The 18,640-nt window shown below is 59.9% G+C and carries 18 protein-coding genes; 8 read left to right on the top strand and 10 right to left on the bottom strand.

The genetic code is table 11. The features are described 5' to 3' along the window. Positions 1–3 precede the first annotated feature (3 nt). A complete protein-coding gene (locus tag P353_RS04210; protein WP_080750419.1) occupies positions 4–885 on the top strand; it encodes an amidohydrolase family protein in 882 nt (293 codons plus the stop codon). A 348-nt stretch (positions 886–1,233) separates the two neighbouring features. Here the strand turns inward: P353_RS04210 and P353_RS04205 are convergent, their stop codons facing one another. Further along, positions 1,234–1,827: an isochorismatase family protein gene (locus tag P353_RS04205; protein ID WP_034365763.1), complete on the bottom strand. Its 594-nt coding sequence runs from the start codon at positions 1,825–1,827 to the stop codon at positions 1,234–1,236. Between the two features lie 108 nt (positions 1,828–1,935). Here P353_RS04205 and P353_RS04200 point away from each other — a divergent pair, with 108 nt between their 5' ends. Further along, entirely contained in the window at positions 1,936–2,916 is a 981-nt protein-coding gene (locus tag P353_RS04200; protein ID WP_034365761.1) for a GlxA family transcriptional regulator, read from the top strand. A gap of 208 nt (positions 2,917–3,124) precedes the next feature. On the opposite strand, the gene P353_RS04195 is transcribed toward P353_RS04200, so the two are convergent. Together P353_RS04195 and P353_RS04190 are read right to left on the bottom strand one after the other, a co-directional pair. Further along, entirely contained in the window at positions 3,125–3,919 is a 795-nt protein-coding gene (locus P353_RS04195; protein ID WP_034365758.1) for an ornithine carbamoyltransferase, read from the bottom strand. A gap of 215 nt (positions 3,920–4,134) precedes the next feature. Next, positions 4,135–5,028 (bottom strand): LysR substrate-binding domain-containing protein, encoded by an 894-nt coding sequence (locus tag P353_RS04190; protein ID WP_034365755.1) that lies wholly within the window; start codon positions 5,026–5,028, stop codon positions 4,135–4,137. Between the two features lie 144 nt (positions 5,029–5,172). On the opposite strand from P353_RS04190, the gene argH reads away from it, so the two are divergent. The 3 genes from argH to P353_RS04175 all read left to right on the top strand — a co-directional run bounded on the left by argH (position 5,173) and on the right by P353_RS04175 (position 8,311). Then, positions 5,173–6,687 carry an argininosuccinate lyase gene (argH, locus tag P353_RS04185; protein WP_034365753.1) on the top strand — a complete coding sequence of 505 codons (1,515 nt, stop codon included), beginning with the start codon at positions 5,173–5,175 and terminating at the stop codon, positions 6,685–6,687. 144 nt (positions 6,688–6,831) lie between these two features. Next, entirely contained in the window at positions 6,832–7,791 is a 960-nt protein-coding gene (locus P353_RS04180) for a Bug family tripartite tricarboxylate transporter substrate binding protein (protein WP_034365750.1), read from the top strand. 82 nt (positions 7,792–7,873) lie between these two features. Then, complete coding sequence (locus P353_RS04175) at positions 7,874–8,311, top strand: RidA family protein (protein ID WP_052084689.1); 438 nt, start codon at positions 7,874–7,876, stop codon at positions 8,309–8,311. A gap of 307 nt (positions 8,312–8,618) precedes the next feature. Here the strand turns inward: P353_RS04175 and P353_RS04170 are convergent, their stop codons facing one another. Both P353_RS04170 and P353_RS04165 read right to left on the bottom strand, forming a co-directional pair. Further along, complete coding sequence (locus P353_RS04170; protein ID WP_232776241.1) at positions 8,619–9,719, bottom strand: catalase family peroxidase; 1,101 nt, start codon at positions 9,717–9,719, stop codon at positions 8,619–8,621. Further along, positions 9,652–10,041 (bottom strand): hypothetical protein, encoded by a 390-nt coding sequence (locus tag P353_RS04165; protein ID WP_034366044.1) that lies wholly within the window; start codon positions 10,039–10,041, stop codon positions 9,652–9,654. Before P353_RS04165 ends, P353_RS04170 begins: the two co-directional genes overlap by 68 nt. Positions 10,042–10,314: 273 nt before the next feature. Between P353_RS04165 and P353_RS04160 the strand changes: the two genes are divergently transcribed. Beyond that, positions 10,315–10,764: a MerR family transcriptional regulator gene (locus P353_RS04160; protein WP_034366041.1), complete on the top strand. Its 450-nt coding sequence runs from the start codon at positions 10,315–10,317 to the stop codon at positions 10,762–10,764. On the opposite strand, the gene P353_RS04155 is transcribed toward P353_RS04160, so the two are convergent. Beyond that, a complete protein-coding gene (locus P353_RS04155) occupies positions 10,749–11,435 on the bottom strand; it encodes a type 1 glutamine amidotransferase domain-containing protein (RefSeq protein WP_034365745.1) in 687 nt (228 codons plus the stop codon). The genes P353_RS04160 and P353_RS04155 overlap by 16 nt on opposite strands. Positions 11,436–11,728: 293 nt before the next feature. On the opposite strand from P353_RS04155, the gene P353_RS04150 reads away from it, so the two are divergent. Together P353_RS04150 and P353_RS04145 are read left to right on the top strand one after the other, a co-directional pair. Continuing rightward, entirely contained in the window at positions 11,729–12,529 is an 801-nt protein-coding gene (locus P353_RS04150) for a MetQ/NlpA family ABC transporter substrate-binding protein (RefSeq protein WP_034365743.1), read from the top strand. A 4-nt stretch (positions 12,530–12,533) separates the two neighbouring features. Then, entirely contained in the window at positions 12,534–13,631 is a 1,098-nt protein-coding gene (locus P353_RS04145; RefSeq protein WP_034365741.1) for a DUF6817 domain-containing protein, read from the top strand. 124 nt (positions 13,632–13,755) lie between these two features. On the opposite strand, the gene upp is transcribed toward P353_RS04145, so the two are convergent. The 4 genes from upp to P353_RS04125 all read right to left on the bottom strand — a co-directional run bounded on the left by upp (position 13,756) and on the right by P353_RS04125 (position 18,300). Beyond that, positions 13,756–14,388 (bottom strand): uracil phosphoribosyltransferase, encoded by a 633-nt coding sequence (gene upp, locus P353_RS04140; RefSeq protein WP_003062768.1) that lies wholly within the window; start codon positions 14,386–14,388, stop codon positions 13,756–13,758. Positions 14,389–14,499: 111 nt separating this feature from the next. Next, positions 14,500–15,474, bottom strand: coding sequence for a threo-3-hydroxy-L-aspartate ammonia-lyase (locus P353_RS04135; protein ID WP_034365740.1), 975 nt, complete (start codon positions 15,472–15,474; stop codon positions 14,500–14,502). Positions 15,475–15,655: 181 nt separating this feature from the next. Continuing rightward, positions 15,656–16,552 carry an enoyl-CoA hydratase-related protein gene (locus P353_RS04130; protein WP_034365737.1) on the bottom strand — a complete coding sequence of 299 codons (897 nt, stop codon included), beginning with the start codon at positions 16,550–16,552 and terminating at the stop codon, positions 15,656–15,658. Positions 16,553–16,725: 173 nt separating this feature from the next. After that, entirely contained in the window at positions 16,726–18,300 is a 1,575-nt protein-coding gene (locus P353_RS04125; protein ID WP_034365734.1) for a methyl-accepting chemotaxis protein, read from the bottom strand. Positions 18,301–18,640: the final 340 nt, after the last annotated feature.

Raw genomic sequence — 18,640 nt, 5'->3', positions numbered from 1 at the left:
GTCATGGATGTAGTTGGCCGAAGTTCAAGGACGGGGGCAGAGCCCCCGGCTTTTCGCTGCGACACGCATACCCATGTATTCGGGCCGCAGCAGCAATATTCCATGGATCCAATGCGGCACTACACACCGCATCAAGCATCTGTTCAGACGCTGCGGCAACATTTGCAGGCCATCGGCATGCAGCGCGTGGTGCTGGTGCAGCCAAGCGTTTACGGGTTTGACAACCAGTGCCTGCTGGATGCCCTGGCCGAGCTCGGCGACAGTGCTCGTGGCGTGGCAGTAGCACCGCGCGAGGTCAGCGAGGCTCAGCTGAAGGTATGGCATGCAGCAGGTGTGCGAGCAATCCGCGTGAACCTGCAAAGTTCGGGCAACGAAGACGTGGCCTCGGCTTGCAACGAACTCTCTTACTGGAGTGAACGCGTTTGCCATCTGGGCTGGAGTATCCAGCTGTACATGGCTTACCCGGTGCTGCAAGCCGTGAGCACGCACCTGAGTCGGTTGCCGGGGTCTTTTGTCCTGGACCATTTCGCAATGGTGCCGTTCTCGGCAACAGCTTCTCAAGATGACGGATTGCTGTTGCGGCTTGCTGAAAGTGGCCGGATATTTGTCAAGCTTTCCGCGCCTTATCGCCTGGCTGATGCGCAATGGGCTCGCGCCTGGGCAAGATATCTGGTGAGCCATGCTCCACAGGGAGTGCTGTGGGGCAGTGACTGGCCGCATACAGCCAGGGATGCTGGCGTCCCCGCCTTGGAACCTAGTCAGTTCCGCACCGTGCCGACCCAGACCATCCAACAGGACATCGGTCGCTGGCTGATGGATGGCGATGAGCAGCAACAGGTGCTGGTGAAAAATCCTGCGCGCCTGTTCGGCTGGGCTTCAGGTTGAGTGCTTCATCGGGCTTGAGATCTCAGCGGAGTTAAATCGGAGAGCTTTTTGCTGGAGTGTCTGAAGTTCTGTGGAATTGCATCTACAGATTGCTGCGGGCGGCTGTAATGGCTCGCTTGCTGCTGGAAGTAGCAGCCATCTCAGTCCGGAATGCAGCTCAAGCAAGCCTGGTGCGCACAACCGGGCGGGCCGCGGCACTTGCCCAGAACATGTCTCAGTGCTACTAGTGAGATTTTGCGGGGACATCCGCGCTCGGCCTCTCAAGGCCGACAGAAGGCCCAGTCCCTTGGACCCAAGCCGACAGCGGCCATCAACCAGAGCCACCTGAGCTGCGGATCACGCCAAACTTCAGTGCAGCGCGGCGCCCGAGGGGACGACCACACCGTACAAATCGGCAATGGTGGCCAGCGCGCTGTGGTGTAGCTGCACTGCCTCCACCTCTGCCACGGCACTGCGCAGCGGGCGCGTGGCGCAGGCATCGGCCACGATGGTTGGCTGGTTGCCGCGCAGAAAGGCCCCCTCTGCCGTGAATGTCACGCACATATGGGTCATGAAGCCGATGATGATCAGTTGCTGGCGGTCTGCTGCGTCCACCAGGCCCCCGAGATTGGTTCCTACAAAGCTGTTGGGGGCATGCTTCACCACCACGGCTTCGCCTGTGATGGGCGCCACACTGGCGTGAATCTGCCCGATGTCCTCCGTGATGTCGTAGGGAGAGCCCGCGCCGCCGTCATGCATCACATGAATGATCTTTGTTCCCGCTGCACGTGCGCGGGCAAGCAGGGCTGAGGCTGCTTCCAGCGCAGGCTTCCAGCCCGTGAGTTCCATCACGCCGCGCGTATAGGTGTTCTGGTAGTCCACCAGCACCAAGGTGGCATCGGCCAGGTTGGCAGGCGAGTCGTCGAGGGCGTTGAGTTCTCTCAGGGTCTTGGAGGGGGTCATGGTCCGGCTTCCTTATCAATGTTGAGCGATGAAGGAATGGTAGGAATGCGGGGTAATGTCTGCAATGTCATATAACATGCAGATTCAGACATTCTCTACAAGCAGTACATGGAACGCCTCATCGTCATCGTCCTGTTCAACCAGGTGGATCTGCTGGACATGACCGGTCCCGCCGAAGTGTTCTCGCTACTCGAGCGCGAGATGGATCAGCCCACAGGCTATCGTGTGGTGTTGGCGGCTGAGACATTGGAGGCAGTGCAGACCTCTGCGGGTGTGCGCGTGCTGCCCGATACCACCTTTGCCCAGTTGGCGCGCAAGCGCATCGACACGCTGGTAGTGCCCGGTGCTGTGCAAAGGAATGCGGAGCGCGAACTGCGCGCGGTGGTCGACCCGCAAGTCGTGTCGTGGGTGAAGAAGCTGGCTGCCCGCACCCGCCGCGTCACCTCTGTCTGCGTGGGCGCACATGTGCTCGCCGCAGCAGGGCTGCTGGATGGCAAGCGTGTCACCACGCACTGGTCCACCGCGCAGCAGCTGGCGGCAGAGTACCCAGCCGTTACCGTGGATGCCGAGCCGATCTTTATCCGCGAGGGCAATCTGTGGACGGGCGCGGGTCTGACAGCCTGTCTGGATCTGGCACTGGCCCTGGTGGCAGACGACTTCGGCGAGGCAGCAGCACAGCGTGTGGCCCGGCAGCTCGTCATGTTCCTGAAGCGGCCGGGCGGGCAGAGCCAGTTCAGCGTAGCCATAGCCCAGCCTTCGACCACACGCCGCATGGACGCGCTACGCCATTACATAGCGCAGAACGTCGCCAGGCCGCTCACGCTGCCGCTCCTGGCCGAACGAATCCACGTCAGCGAGCGACAATTAGCCCGTCTGTTCAAGACCGAGCTGTGCACCACGCCTGCCGCGTATATAGAGTCCGTGCGCGTGGAGATGGCGCGCAACCGCCTTGAGACATCTGATGAGTCTTTGGTACGCATCGCCATCACCTGCGGCCTGAGCACCACCGATACGCTGACTCGAGCGTTCCGCAGGCAGCTGAACACCACGCCTGCCGAATACCGCAGCCGATTTCGCACCCATGAATGAAGGGGCCAGCCGCAGAACCGGGCAACTCATGCGTAGCTACTGCCCAAGCTAGCAAACCAGGCATCACTGGTTCGCAGCTTGCAAGCGCTGCAGCTCAGATTGTTTTGCTCCGCCAAGCTTCCGGTTGAAACGGATATTGGATGCCGGGTCAGGCATAGGGGCTGTGTCTGTCAGAGACTGGCATCAATCTCTGCATCGATACGCAAGCTCAGCGGGCGAGTAGGTATCGCAGAATTGCTTTTTGCACGGGCAGCAATAACGACTTTTGACTGTACCCGGAGAAGCGGGGATATTGCACCGGGTCAAATGCAATCTCGCGCCCAATGGAAAATGGCGGTGTAGCAAGCAGCATTGGCATACCCATGCAATCCAGATCGGCCACAGTGAGTGACTTAGCCATTGCTTCGGCACCGCTTGGCCAGCCATCGGTAATGACAATGTCAGCGGCTCGGGATGGAGCTGATGCAAATTCAACGTATGGCAGGGTCTCATGCAGCCGTTCATCGCAGATATGCATGATTGGCAGTTGCAACGAGAAAGCCAGCTCGTGCCACGACCGCAGCACATTGGTCGGCGGGCCCCACAAACAGATGCGGGCTTGCTCAATGGGCGCTACCGACCTGTCAAGGTAGAAAGCGTCAGTCAACACCTCACATGGATGCCCCAAGCCGGACATGGCATTGATTACCGGGCGTTGTGACGCAAAGGCAAACTCCGCGAGGCGCTGATGATTGGATTCCCTCACGACATAGACATCGTAAAAAGGGTCGAGATAGCCGGCCAGATCGGCAGCTCTCTCGGGCGTTTTGAGCAAATTGGGCAACTCGACAAATGACAAGCCAAGCTCTTGAAACGCCTGGATGAAGCTTGTGCGAGTGCGAATGCCGTTGCCTTCAAACGACCAGGCCACCTTGCCCTGCAGAGGTTGGCAGGGCGTATCGACAAGCGCCCAAATGGCACGCACTCGCTCAGCGTTCAGTTGCGAAAGGTCGATAAGGTTCATGACATGCCGCTCGAAGAGACTCCAGGCAGTATCTCAGAGACTTTGCCTTCAAGCGCCGCAGTCTGGCGAGCCACCCCAACTCCACACCTGGTCAGCATCTGTGCTTGACCGAGAGTAGCGATTGACCTGCTGCGGGTTTCGACCTGTTGCGGCCGTTTGAGTCTTAGTGGTCAGCGCTTTCTGCTCAGCGGTTGCCGTCACACATTGCGCCAGCATCAAACCGCTTCAAAATGCTCCTTGACTGTATGAATGAAATCCTCCACGGCTTTGGGGCGGTGCTGGTGGGACGGAAGAACGTAGGAGCATTCAAACGGAATCATCGGAAACAAAGGGCGGCTGACCACCAGGGGATCTTTGAAGTTCGCTGCAGTGAATGGATCCACGACAGTGATCCCCAAGTTACCTCGGACAAAATTGCAGGCCGAATAGGCAAGAGTTGTCTCAATGGGCCTTTGATAATCGACGCCTGCATCACTCAGAGCGGACTCCAGCCGAACTCGCAGTGGGTTGTTCTGGCCCAGCGAGATGATCTGTTCGCCGCTTAGGTCGTGGAGATGAACCGAGTCCTGTGCAGCCAATCGATGGCTCGCTTGCATGACACAAACGGCGGGGACACTTTTCAACGGAAAGGTGTCGACTCCCGGATATTCCGCTTTGAGTTGGTGTACGAATCCCACATCAATCTGATTTGCGGCCGCCAACTCTAAAACACTGAGTGAGTTCCTGACGTCGAGTGAAACTTCAACGCCTGGTCGCGACGCCGAATACTGGTTGATGCACTCGCACAAGACATTGAGGGCCAGGGCGCTGAGCGATGCAATTCGAAGTCGGCCAATACGTACTGACTTGAGATCCCTCGCAACACGCTCGACTTGTTCGATGCCTCGATAGAACAAGTCGACCTCCCGGAACAGCACTTGTGCCTCAGCTCCCGGAATGAGGCGATTGCCCTCTCTGCGGAACAGACGTATTCCAATAGTCTTTTCCAGATCCTTGATAAGTCTGCTAACTGCTGGCTGGCTCACCTGTAATCGCTCTGCCGCAACGGTCATGCTGCCTGTGAGCATCACTTTTCGGAAGGCATCTAGCTGTCTTGGATTGAGTTCCATGCCTCCTACTGTAAGTTGTTGCGTGCTTTTAAGTTCATAACATTTTGTTATGCGCGTCAAAGTGAATATGGGGTTGTGTTATGTACTCGTGCAATTCATCATTTAGTCATTCACGGAACAACAGATACATCTGCTGTAGAAAAAATGACATCAAATACCGAAACCCTTTTGACGGATGCCCGTCTCAAGTCTCCTGCTGCTGCACGACATTTGAAATACAACGAATTACCAAAGCTTGAAGGAGAGAAGAGGAAATTCGATGAGTTTCTGGCGGTTGATTTGGCTCACACCACAATGCTGGTAGAGCAGGAGATTATTTCTTTCGACGCTGGGCGTGCAATATTGGAGCAGTTGCTCGCCGCTAGAAAATTGGGGGAAGAGGATTTTCCTGTCGATGTCCGAAAAGGCAGCTTTTTACTGCAGATTGAATCTTTTCTATTTTCGGAAGTTGGCGAAGACATCGGTGGTCAAATGCATACCGGCCGCAGTCGCATTGACCAAGGTGCAACCGTTCGCAGGCTCTATCAGCGCAATCGCATGCTTGATGTGATTGCGCAGTTGGTCTCATTTCAGGCGGTGATTGCCGAGAAAGCCGGCAGACATACGGGCACCATCATGCCCGGATACACCCACATGCAGCAGGCACAGCCCTGGGTTTTCGGCCACTACCTGCTCAGTTTCAGTTCTCGGCTGCACGATAGCTTCGAGCGCCTCACCCAGGCGTTTGCACGGGTCAATCGCAACCCATTGGGCGCTGTCGGGCTGGCGGGAACTTCGTGGCCTCTGAACCGCAGGCGCACTACGCAATTGCTGGGTTTTGATGGTCTGATCGAGAATTCGAAACTGGGTCGTGAAGCCTTCTACGGTGTTGACGCATTGAGTGCACTGTCGTTCGTGATGGCTGATCTCAATGATCTGGCGACAGACCTGCACATCTGGTCAAGTAGCGAGTTTGGTCTCGTGGAGTGCGATGACAGCTACTGTGGGACAAGCAGTATCTTTCCGCAAAAGAAGAATCCTTCAGCGCTGGAAACCATCCGCCGTGCGGCCGGAGGGTCGGTGACCTGGGTCGCAACGGCGCTGGCAACTTTTCGAGGGGAGGGTACGGGTGACCAGGCAATGCGTGAGTTACCAGTGCTTGATGAAGCCTTAACGACGACCGGGGCGATGCTGGACCTGTTCACCGGTGTCATGGAAACGCTCATCGTCCACGAGGGGCGCATGTCCCGATCGCTTGAGAGCAGCTGGTGCACGTCCAGCAACCTCGCAGACCTCATCGTGCGTGAATGCAAGCTGTCTTTCCGCCAAGTCCACCACATTGTTGCGCGCCTTGTTCGCGACAGCCTGGCCGCAGGTGTTCCGCCCTATGAACTGACTGGTGCGATGCTTGACAAGGCCGCCGTGGATATCGGAGGGAAACCGCTGGGTCTGAGCGACGAATTTATTCAGGCGGCACTGAACCCGCGCCGTTTTGTGGAGACTCGCATAACGGATGGGAGTGTGGGCCCGGCCCAGGTGGCCAAGCTACTCGGCCAAGCGCTGACGGACAACGCAGGTGATATTGATTGGCTGCATAGCACTAGGTTGAAGCTGGATGCTGCCAATGATGAGCTGGAGCATGCCGTCAACGAGATTGTTCAGGCCTCGATTCACGCGTGACCACTTGTCGGGCAGTGCGCCAACAGCCTGCCCTGCGCTGAAATTTTCGAATAAAGAAGACAAGAACAGCCCTGCCATACCATCAATGGCAAATGCCTTAAACCTCAGTTGAAAACACCATTTCCTGACCCACTGGATACTCCGATGATTAAGCACCTTGCAGCTCTCGCGGCCGTACTGACTCTTTCGATCAATGCAGCCGCAGACACCTATCCCTCCAAGGCTATTACCCTGGTGGTGCCGTTTCCTCCAGGTGGAACCGTTAACTTGATGGGGCGCCTCATCGCAGATCGCATGGGATCACTTTTGGGACAACCAGTGGTGGTGGACAACCGTGCGGGGGCCGGCGGTACGATTGGTGCAGCCTACGCTGCGAAAGCTCAGGCAGATGGATACACCTTGCTGATGGGCTCCATGGGGCAAGCGGTGCAGCCGCTGCTGTACAAGAAGCTGTCTTTCAACGGCAACAAGGCTTTTACGCCGGTAGCTACCTTTGCCACGGTGCCAAATGTTCTGGCCGTATCCACCAACACTCCTGCGAAGAATCTCTCCGAGTTCGTGGCCTATGCAAAGGCCCACCCAGGCGGCCTGAACATGGCGTCCGCAGGTATCGGCTCCATCAATCACCTGACAGGTGAGATGTTCGAGAGTCGTGCGAACATCAAGCTGACCCATATTCCTTACAAGGGGGCGTCGCCAGCCACCACAGATCTGCAAGCAGGGCAGGTCAACGTTCTATTTGCGAACCTGCCCAATGTTTTGCCGTTCGCCAAGAGTGGCAAGGTGCGCTTGCTGGGAATCGCTTCGGACAAGCGCGCAGCCGCTATTCCAGAAGTTCCCACATTTGCCGAGGGTGGTGTGAAGGATGTGGTTGTTGAATCCTGGTATGGAATCATGGCTCCGGCTGGAACTTCGCCTGCCATCGTCAAAAAGCTACAAGATACGATCCTGACCATTGCACATGAGAAGGATTTTGTGGCTCATCTGGCTGAGCAGGGTGCTTATCCCTATCCCAACAGTGCGACTGACTTCGCCAAGCTGATGGATATGGAAGTAAGGCGCTGGACCGGAATCATCCAGAGCGCGAAGATCTCAATGGACTAACCAAGCCTCAGTCATGCCCTCCAGGCCCGTCAGTCTGACGGCGCAAGCTGGCGGGTATGGAGGTAGACGGGTACAACTGGATATGGCAGACCGTGAATTAATTGTTCCACCGACGATGCAATCTATAGTGGAGCGTGCGGGGTATGTGCCGGCCGTGAAGGTCGGCGCTACCGTTTTCTGCGCCGGGCAGGTTGGGCGCACCGTTGATCTAGAAGTGATTGGTGATCCCGAGGCGCAATTCCTGGCCTGTTGGGAGAATCTGCGCGCAGTGCTGGAAGCTGCAGGATGCACATTTGAGGATGTGGTCGATATGACCACCTACCATGTGCAAATGAGCAAACATATGCCCGTGTTTCGCGAGGTGAAGAATAGGGTTTTTCCACGCGGCACCTGCGCATGGACGTCAATAGGCGTTGCCGAACTCGCACATCCGGGCTTGCTGGCCGAGATCAAGTGCGTGGCGGTAAAGCGAGAGTGGGAGCCAGCAGCTCCCTTAGCTGCAGTGCGGACCTCTGCCTGAGGCTTGAAGTATTGAACTGGCGAAGATGGCAGCCAGGACTTCGGACTCTTCAGGCACCCGATGTCACTGCCGCCGATCAAGCAATGGCATTGGGTGTCTTGGTGAACGCTGACATACATCGCAAGCGAATTGCTTGGATGACACTACTGGCGGCTGCAGGCGAAAACAGTCGCATAACCTGATTTCCTCAATGGCCGATCAACGACATTCGAAGATCAGCCGGTAGCTTGCCTTCCAGGTTCGCCCGTGCTTGGACTTGGCCTTCCTGGAACCTGGGGAGGAATGTACTGAGCTTGATCTTCGGAGTTCACTGACCACTCAAGCGCTTGCCAAATGACACCGCATAGGCCTGGGAGCGAAAGCGGAGCACCGGATCATTGGTGGGAGCAATGCCGTCGGCCATCACCATCGGATCAAAGTTGATCGGCTCGCACAAGCCTCCTTTCTGAGTCGATGCGCTCGTGATCGTCAAGGTGCCGGCCTTGAATTCAGGTCGCTGCGCGGGCCATGACTGCGTGGGGTCATCCTGCGCATCACCAGGCTGCCCGACCGTCACCAGCATGTCCCAGCGGGCTGGGTTTTTCGATGTACTGCTGATCAATGCGGTTTCAAGAAAGTCCGGCCCAGCCGTCTTCAGCGCCTCGTTGCTCAGCGGCTTCTCTCCTTCCTGCGGTACGAAGCGCCAGCGCACCAGAGTCACCTTGTCCTGTGCATTGATGAACTTGAAGGTGTGAATGCCAAAGAATGCGCTGCGGGTGTAGCTGTCGGGAGGGTTGTGGCTTGCCAGGTATTGCGCCTGAGCCAGGTTGTCAGGATGGGAGGCCCTGAATGCTCTGAGCTTTTCCGGATCCGGCTTGCCGGTGGCTGGATCGGGGCGCTGAGCTTCGGTCAGGTCCAGAAACGTTCCGGGGTGGGCGGCACCGAACATGGGGGTGTTCAACATGGACATCTGGTGCAACTGTCCCTTTGGGAGCTTGAATTGCAGGGCCATTCCACGCGCGCTTTGGGCAACATCTGGCGCCTTGGGGTTTCCTCCTGCCAGCGAGAAGCGTGCAATCACCGGAACGGCTTGGCCGGAAAACAATGTGGAGCGCGAATATCTGGCGGCCTCGGCGGTAGCGGTGAATTCGCCCACTGCGCAGGTCCCCTTGATGTGATTGCGGCGCTCTCCCTGGTGAACGCCAAAGGTCGCTTCCAGGGCTTGGACCACCCTCGGTGCCGTCACTTCCGGCTCGGCTGCCAAGGCGAAAACCGGCGGCACCACCATGACACAGCTCAGCGCGAGTTTCATTTTTTGGAGCTTCATTGTTTCTTCCTCTTGATGATCCAGGCTTGAGTGCTTAGGGCTTGGCGATGTGCCAGCTGTTGTTGAGCAATCCATCTCCCGTTCTGTCGCCGGGCTTGGCATCCTTGGCCCAGTAATACAGAGGACGGCCCTTGTAGGCCCATTGTTGATCACCGTTGTCGCGGGCAACCAAGCTCCAGTCACCGGTAGCCGTCGCACCCGGGGCCACCATCAGAGGCGGCCAGTTTGTGGCGCAGCCACCGTTGCATACGCTCTTGCCGGATCCGGCGGCATCTTTGTCGAAGACATAGAGCGTCATCTGGTTAGGGCCAACGAGCACGCCATTCATGGCAGAAGCGGGCGTCTGCGCCTGGGCGGCAGTTGTCATGGCACAGGCCGCCAGGAACACCGAGGTGAGGGTGGCGAAGGAAGCGAGACGAGTCATGGAGATCTCCTTGAGGTTGACCTGCTGTAAACAGTTCAATGACGCTGTTTATTCCATTGAAAACTCTGCCTGTTCATCCTCCGAGGCTGCTGCCCACGCAGAAATCGCCGTACACAGTGCAGCGCAAGGCGATCTGCCCATTGGTACCCGAAAGGATCTGCGACTCCACTCCTTGAAGCATAGACTTCAATGGCCTCGAGGACCGGGAATGGTGCAAGCGTGAGCTTGAAGCCAGGTTCAAGGTCAAGCACAGATTGCGCGAGAATGGCGCACATGAAGATCGGAGAACTCGCCCAGCGTACAGGTCTTGCCGCATCGCGCATTCGTTTTTACGAACGCATCGGCCTGCTGGGCGCTGCCCAGCGCCAGGCCAATGGCTATCGCAGCTATCCCGAAGAGGCGGTGCTGGCGCTCAGGCTGATTGCCACGGCGCAGCGGGCCGGCTTCAGCCTTCAGGAGTTGCGCCAGCTGCTGCCCGGCGATCTCGAGCAGTGGCAGCATGACGAGTTGCTTGCCACGCTGCATCGCAAGTTGCAAAGCATCGATCTGATGCTGGTACAGCTGACGCAAAACCGCACGGAACTGGGCGAGCTGATTGCCCAGATCGAGGCCAGGCCCCAAGACATGGACTGCGCCGGCAATGCAAGGCGGGTGCTCTCGCAAATGCGCTTGCTGGGGCGGGAGGGAGAGGCGGCGGGCCAGCCTGCTCAGCCCAGCAACTGAGCCACCTGCAGGGCAGTGGCCCGGGCCGACTGCGGGTTCTGCCCTGTCACCAGCCTGCCGTCGGTCACGACCTTGGAGACAAAGGGCAGCCAGGCTTTCTCATACCGTGCACCGCGCTGGCGCATCAGCGCTTCGGCGTTGTAAGGCACTTTGCCGGCCACACCGGCGAGCCTCTCTTCCATCCAGGAAAAGCCTGTCAGCCGGCGTCCGGCGACCAGCAGCGAGCCATCGGACAGGCGGGTGTCGAGCAGACCGCAATAGCCGTGGCAGACCGAGGCAACGACGCCACCGCGCTCATGGATGTCGCGCGTGATGCGCTGCAGCCCCAGCGAGGATGGAAAGTCCCACATCACGGCATGGCCGCCGGTGAAATAAATGGCATCAAAGTCTCGCGCATCCACGGTATCGGGCACGGCCGTGTTGGAGAGCAGGGCCATGCGCGCTGCATCCGCCAGCCATGCCTTGGCTGTGGCATCCCGGTTCGGCCATTTCAGCGAGCGCGGCTCCAGCGGCGAGCGGCCGCCCAGAGGGCTGACCAGGTGCTGCGCACAACCCTGCCGGGCAAAGACTTCCCAGGCATGGCTGAGCTCCGACAGCCACAGTCCGGTGGGCTCGGCAGGGTCATCGTAATGGGCGACATTGCTGACAAAGTGAAGAATGCGACGAGGCATGGGGTGTCTCCTGTGGCTCCCAACTTAAGATTGAAGTGCAGTTCAATGTCAAGCATGTGATGTGCTCGAAGTATTCCTGTTTTGATAGCTTTCATTGATTGATGGGTAAGGGATTGGGCTATTTTTTATTGATATTTTCCGAGCCACGCTGCCAGCCATCCCGCTTTGTGATGGGGGCGGGCCCCAGCTTGGCTGCTGAGGTTTGCTTTATGCGTTAAGTTTCAAGCTGCTGTCCCTGAGCGTGCACATGCTTGGCGGACCTGAGTTTCCCGGATTTGTCTTGAAAGGTGCCCATGGTGCACAAGCGTTCTCTCGTAAAAGCCCTGGCGGTTGCCGCCCTGGTCCCTGCCGCATTGCTGGCCCAGGCCCAGGATCTGGCTGTGACCGTCGGCGTGACGGCCGGCCCCCACGCCCAGATTGCCGAAGTGGCCAAGCAGGTTGCGGCCAGGCAGGGCCTGAAGGTCAGGCTGGTGGAGTTTGGTGACTTCATCCAGCCCAATGCGGCGCTGTCCACCGGCGATCTCGACGCTAACATCTACCAGCACCAGCCCTTCCTCGATGCCCAGAACAAGGACCGTGGCTACAAGCTGGTGCCCGTGGCCAAGGCCGTGAACCAGCAAATGGGCGTGTATTCCAGAAAGGTCAGGAAGCTGGCCGATCTCAAGAGCGGCGCGCGCGTGGGTATTCCCAACGATCCCACCAACGGCTCGCGTGCTCTGATGGTGCTGGCCAAGCAGGGATTGATCACGCTCAAGGCAGATGCCGGTGCGCGCGCCTCGGTGCTGGACATCACGGCCAACCCCAGAAAGCTCAAGTTTGTCGAGCTCGAAGCCGCCCAACTGGCCCGCGCCCTCGATGACCTGGACGTCGCAGCCGTCAACAGCAGCTACGCCGTGGCAGCCGGCCTGTCCCCCCAGGGCGACTCGCTGGCGCTGGAAGATGTGAACACGCCTTATGTGACCGTACTCATCGTCACGCGTGCCGGTCATGAAAACAGCAAAGGCCTGCAGGCGTTTGTGAAGGCCTACCAGTCACCTGAGGTCAAGGCCTTTGTGGAAAAGACCTTCAAGGGTGCTTACACAACCGCATGGTGAGCGCATGAATCAGCCCTGGAATCAACTGGATGAGGCGCTGTTCGAGCGCGCCAAGGCCTTGCTGGACGAGGAGTGGCTGAGCCGTGACGCCGATCTGGCGCCGCTTCTGCCCGTGGTGCTGGAGCGCGGCGTGGGCCAGGATTGGCACAAGGCCGGCACTTTTCGCCACCATCTGGCAGGCGTGGCGCGCTCTCTGGCGCTATGGCAGCAACCCAGGGAGGTGCGCCAGCTGGGTCTGCTGCACAGCGTCTACGGCAATGCCTTTGTCGATCTGGTCAAGTTCGATGCCGGTAACGAGCGCGAGCAGCTCAAGGGCTTGGTAGGAGAGCAGACCGAGCATCTGGTCTATCTGTTTTGCACCATGAGCCGTACCCAGTTCGTGCAAAAGCTGCTGGCGGGCGAGCTGGGAGCCGACGGCAGCCTGCAGATCGAGCGCAACGGCCCCGAGCCGCGCGAGATCATCAGGCTCACGGCCTATGAAGTGGCTGTATTCGCGATCGTCAGCATGGCCGACAGCATGGAACAGTGGTTCAGCTGGCAGGAGGACATCTACTCGCGCTTCCCGGCCGTGGACCACAGTCGTCAGCAGACCGTGCACTGGGCGGCGTCGCTGTGGCCCGGCCCCATGCGCCCCAGCAGCCGCATGCTCAGTCAGATCAGCGGCCTGGGCCGGGCGCTGCAGCATCCTGCGCTCAAGACCCGGCTGCCGCTGCCGCCCGTGTTTGCGAACTGCAGCCAGCTGCTGAGCGCTGGCAACGAGGCTGCGGCCGTGGCACTTTACTGGTCGGTGATTCAGCTCGATCAGCCGCTGGTCGATTTGGACGCTGCCACCGCCACGCTGGAGCAGGCCGTGGCCCTCAACCCCTGGGTGGGCGAGCCGCAGATGGTGCTGGCCCAGCTCTATCTGAGTGCGGGCCGCAGTGCCGATGCCGCGCGGGCCGCCGAGAGCGCGCTGCAGAGCTTTTGCAGCTGGGGCAATGCCTGGGACAAGCGTGTGCAGTGGGATGCCTGGATCGCCTGGACGCGTATCTTGCTGCAGTCGGCCCGGCAAGGTAGCTGGCCTGCGCGGCTGGACAAGCTCAACAATATGGCTCTGCGCTAGCGTTGACCAGCCGAGGCTCAGGCGTCTGTTCGCCAGGCGCTGGCACTTTAGCGCAGGTTTGAGGCAAAGAAAAACCCCGGCAGTCTGGCGGCAGCCGGGGTTTTTCGATTGAGGCAGAAGCCGCTTACTTGGTGCCGAAGATACGGTCGCCCGCATCACCCAGGCCGGGCAGGATGTAGCCATGGCTGTCCAGCTCGCGATCCACTGCGGCGGTGTAGATGTCCACATCGGGGTGGGCGGCCTGCATGGTCTTCACGCCTTCGGGGGCGGCCAGCAGGCACATGAACTTGATGGACTTGGGGGCGCTCTTGTCCTTGAGCTGCTGCACGGCCGCCACGGCCGAGTTGCCGGTGGCCAGCATGGGGTCGACCACGATCACGTCGCGCTCGCCCATGTTTTCGGGCATCTTGTAGTAGTACTCGACGGGTTTGAGGGTCTCGGGGTCGCGGAACAGGCCGATGTGACCGATGCGCGCGCCGGGCACCACGTTGAGCATGCCATCCAGGAAGCCGTTGCCGGCACGCAGAATGGAAACCAGCGCCAGCTTCTTGCCGTCAATGACCTTGCCCATGGTCTTCTCCATGGGGGTTTCGATCTCGACATCCTGCAGCGGGAAGTCGCGCGTCAGCTCATAGGCCATCAGTGTGGACAGTTCGCCCAGCATGCGGCGAAAGCTATTGGTCGATGCTTCCTTGCGGCGCATCAGTGTCAGTTTGTGCTGGACCAGAGGGTGGTCGATCAAATGCAGAGTGCTCATGTTCTTGGTCTTTGTGGTGAAGGCAGGCAGGCCCGCTTGTGGCGGGCTCGTGCTTGCAAAATTGGGATCAGTTGGATGCGGGCCGGGCCGCAACGGACGCTATTTTCGCTGTCACTCGGACAGCAGGCTGGCAAAACGCTCTAAATCCACATTGCCGCCGCTGATCACAATGCCCACGCGCTTGCCCTTGAGCGGCAGACCGCCATGGATGGCGGCTGCCAAAGACAGCGATCCCGTGGGCTCGACCACGATTTTCATGCGCTCGGCATAAAAGCGCATGGCCTGGACCAATTGCTCGTCGTTGACGGTCAGCACCTCGTTCACTCGCTGCTGGATGATGGCAAAGGTCAGATCGCCCGGCGCCTGGGTCTGGGCGCCGTCGGCAATGGTGCGCGGCGTATCGATCTTGACGATATGGCCTGCACGCAGCGACTGCTGCACATCGTTGCCCGCTTCGGGCTCGACGCCGATTACCTTGCATTGCGGAGCCAGGGCGTTGGCGGCCAGCAGACTGCCCGAGAGCAGACCGCCGCCGCCCAGGCAGACAAACAGATAGTCCAGATCCGGCACTTCCTCCAGTAGTTCCTTGACGGCCGTGCCCTGGCCGGCAATCACGTCGCGGTGGTTGTAGGGCGGGATCAGTGTCATGCCGCGCTCGGTCGCCAGCTTGTCGGCGATGGCTTCGCGGTCTTCGGTGAAACGGTTGTAGGTGACGACCTGGGCGCCATAGCCGCGCGTGGCCGCCATCTTGGAGGCCGGCGCATCCTCGGGCATGACGATCAGGGCAGGCATGTCCAGCAGCTGGGCCGCCTGGGCAATGGCCTGGGCATGGTTGCCGGAGGAAAAGGCCAGGGCGCCGCCCTTGCGCTGTTCGGGCGTGAACTGGGCCAGAGCGTTATAGGCGCCGCGAAACTTGAAAGCGCCTATGCGCTGCAGGTTCTCGCATTTGAAGAACAGGCGCGCGCCCAGCTGTTCGTCCATGGTGCGGCTGGTCAGCACCGGTGTGCGGTGGGCTACGCCCTGCAGGCGCTGGGCAGCGGCCACGACATCGTCATAAGTGGGCAGGGGGGCGGTGTTTGTGCTCATGGCAGGACAGGCTGGGGTGGTACTGAATCCATGATAACGGCGCCTCGCCCACTTCAAGCCGATTTGCTGCGTTGCGGCTCGGCTACCTGTCGATGGCGCCCAGCGAGCCATCGAGAAGATAGAGGAATATGAAGAAAAAAAGCATGTAGCCCTTTACCGTAAAGGGCTGATAGCTATTCAATCAGGAGCTATCGCCCGCTTTGGGCAGCGCTGGTGCAAACGCCTGCAGCGGCTCCAGAGGGGGAAAGTCGCCGGCGCGCTTGGCCTGCATGGCACTCACGGCCTCCATGACATGGCGGTTGCTCCAGATGCCGCTCTGCACCCAGCCCATTTGCTGCAGCGAGTCGCTCACGCTGTGGTCGCGCGCGTAATTGATCACCTGCTTGCTGCCCCAGATGGCCACGGGCGGCTTGGCCGCAATCTCGCGCGCACAGGCGAGAGCTGCGGTGACGGCGGCTTCGGGTGTCTCATAGACGGCATTGACCAGACCGTGGCTGGCGGCCTCCTGGGCAGTCATGCGGCGGCCGGTGTAGGCCAGCTCCTTGATGATGCCCAGCGGCATCAGCTTGGGCAGGCGCTGCAGGCTGCCAAGGTCGGCGGTCATGCCGATATTGATCTCCTGTACGCAGAAAAAGGACTCGGCGCTGGCATAGCGTATGCATGCTGTGGCCACCAGATCCAGTCCGCCACCCACGCAGGCTCCCTGAATGGCGCAGATGACGGGCATGCGCAGGGCTTCGATCTTGTTGAAGGTGGACTGCAACTGGGCCAGGGTGTCGATGATGGCGGCGCGGCCCTCTGGCGTGCGGTCATTGGGCGCAAAGTCGGGGTCGGCAAAGGTCTCGAGTGCCATGCCGGCGCAAAAATGCTTGCCCGTGCTGCTGATGACCAGGGCGCGCGATTGGCCGCTGTGCTGTAGTGTGTCCAGCACCAGGTCCAGCTCCTGCCAGAACCTGGGATTCAGGGTGTTGAAGGCATCGGGGCGGTTGAGCACCAGATGGGCGATATGGTCGACCAGGTCCAGGCGAAAGCTGCTCAGACCCGCGGTCAGCAAGGTGTCGTCAGAGATATGGGGCATGCCGGCATGGTGTCTTGCGACATCGGCCGGGCCAGTCGCACTCGCGACTGCAGACAGAAGAATCGGGCTGGGTCAAACCCGCGGTGCCAGCCGTTCCCTCCTAGGGTAATGGAGGGAACGGCAGACAAGCAGGTGAAGAGACGGATGCTGTGTTCCGGCAACTTCGACCAGGATCAGGCGGTCAGGGCTGGCGCTCTGTCTGCAGTATGGACCTTGAACACGGCCACCATGCCGGTCAGGCGCTGGGCCTGGTCGCTCAAAGAGACAGCGGCAGCGGTGGATTCTTCGACCAGGGCAGCATTTTGCTGCGTCATCTGATCCAGGTTGGTCACGGCCTGGTTGACCTGGCTGATACCGTCATGCTGCTCCATGGCTGAAGCACTGATCTCGCCAATCATGTCAGAGACCTTGCCCACGCTGCTGACGATTTCCTCCATCACGCGGCCCGCTTGGGAGACCTGGCTGGCGCCTTCCTGTGCGGCGTCCACGGAAGTGGTGATGAGCGCCTTGATCTCCTTGGCGGCATCTGCACTGCGGTGGGCCAGGGCGCGTACTTCGCCGGCGACCACGGCAAAGCCTCGGCCTTGCTCGCCGGCACGGGCGGCCTCGACAGCCGCGTTGAGGGCCAGGATATTGGTCTGGAAGGCAATGGAGTCGATCACGCCGATGATGTCGGAGATGCGGTGTGCGCTGTCGCTGATACGCCCCATGCTGCTGACCACGGACTGCACCACATGGCCGCCGCGCTGAGCCACCTGAGCGGCATTGCCTGCCAGATGGTTGGCCTGGCGGGCAGTGTCCGAGGCCTGGGCGACGGTGGCGGTCAGCTGCTCCATGCTGGCCGCGGTTTCCTCGAGATTGGCGGCAGTCTGCTCGGTGCGTGCGGACAGGTCGTGGTTGCCAGTGGCGATTTCGGACGAGGCGGTGCTGATGGAGTGCACGCTGGTGCGTACATCGGCCACCAGGCTGCGCAGTTGGGCCGCCATGGTTGAGACGGAGCCGAGCAGGCGGCCGAACTCGTCATGGCGGTCGTTGCCGGCGGTCACCGTGAGATCGCCCTGCGCAATGGCCTGGGTCAGCTCCACGGCTTCGTTCAGAGGCTGGGTGATGGAGCGGGTCAGGGCCAGCGCCAGGCCCAGAGCGGCCGTCAGCACAAGAGCCTGTACCACCCAGGACAGCCAGATCGCTTTTTGCTGGTCTTGCTGCAGCTGAAGGCTGGCGGCATCGCGCTGCTGCTCCTGCAGCTTCACAAAGTCCTGCAGCGAATCGGCATAACGGGCAATGGCGCCCAGATACTGCAGGCGGATGAAGTCGCGCATGGCTTCGATATCACCGGTCAGCTTGATCTCCCGCGCCTGCTTGTTCAGCGCCAGAACTTCGGCGCGCACGGCTGCGATCTTTTGCAGGGCCGCTTTGTCGGCTTCGCTCTGGGCGAGTTTGATGACCTGGGCCTGCAGTGCCCCGTTGACGGCCACGCCTTCGCTGACACGCTCGTCCATGCGCTGGGTCAGCGCTTCGTCGGTGGTCATATTGCTGGTGAGCACACGCTCGCCCGTGGTCTCGGTCGCACCTTTCCACTGGAGGGCGAGGTTGATGCGATTGTCATAGTCGGCCAGGGTCTGCATGCCGTTTTGCAGGGCCTGAGTGGACGAGTGCTGGTTCCAGAGCGAGACGGCCAGCATCATGGTCAGAAGTCCGCCGAGTGTGCACCACAGCTTGGTGGAGACACGCCATTGATTGAATTGCATTGGCTGAAAATATTGCAAAAGCACTGCCTGGTCGCGGCGATATCAAGGTCTGCGGCAAGACCGGGCAGCGTGGTTAGCGTAGAGGAAGGAGCGGCTGCGCAGACACAGCACCGGTCCAGGAGACTGGCGGCAGGCACCAGGAGCTGGATTTATTATGTATCGACATAATGAGTGCAGCCTTGAGGATTTTCTTTGCTGCGACCATGAAAAAGGCCTGCAGAGGCAGGCCTTGGGAGCGGTGCGTGGACTGGGGCTCAGCGTTTCTTGTTGCCCAGAATGCCGCCCAGCACGCCGCGCAGGATTTCCTTGCCCAGGTTGTTGCCCACGGTGCGCACCGTGG

This window comes from Comamonas testosteroni, from assembly GCF_000761245.1.
In the GTDB taxonomy this organism is placed as follows: Bacteria; Pseudomonadota; Gammaproteobacteria; order Burkholderiales; family Burkholderiaceae_C; genus Comamonas; species Comamonas testosteroni_C.
The sequence above is the reverse complement of the archived record's forward strand: the minus strand, read 5'-3'. Positions and strand labels throughout refer to the sequence as shown.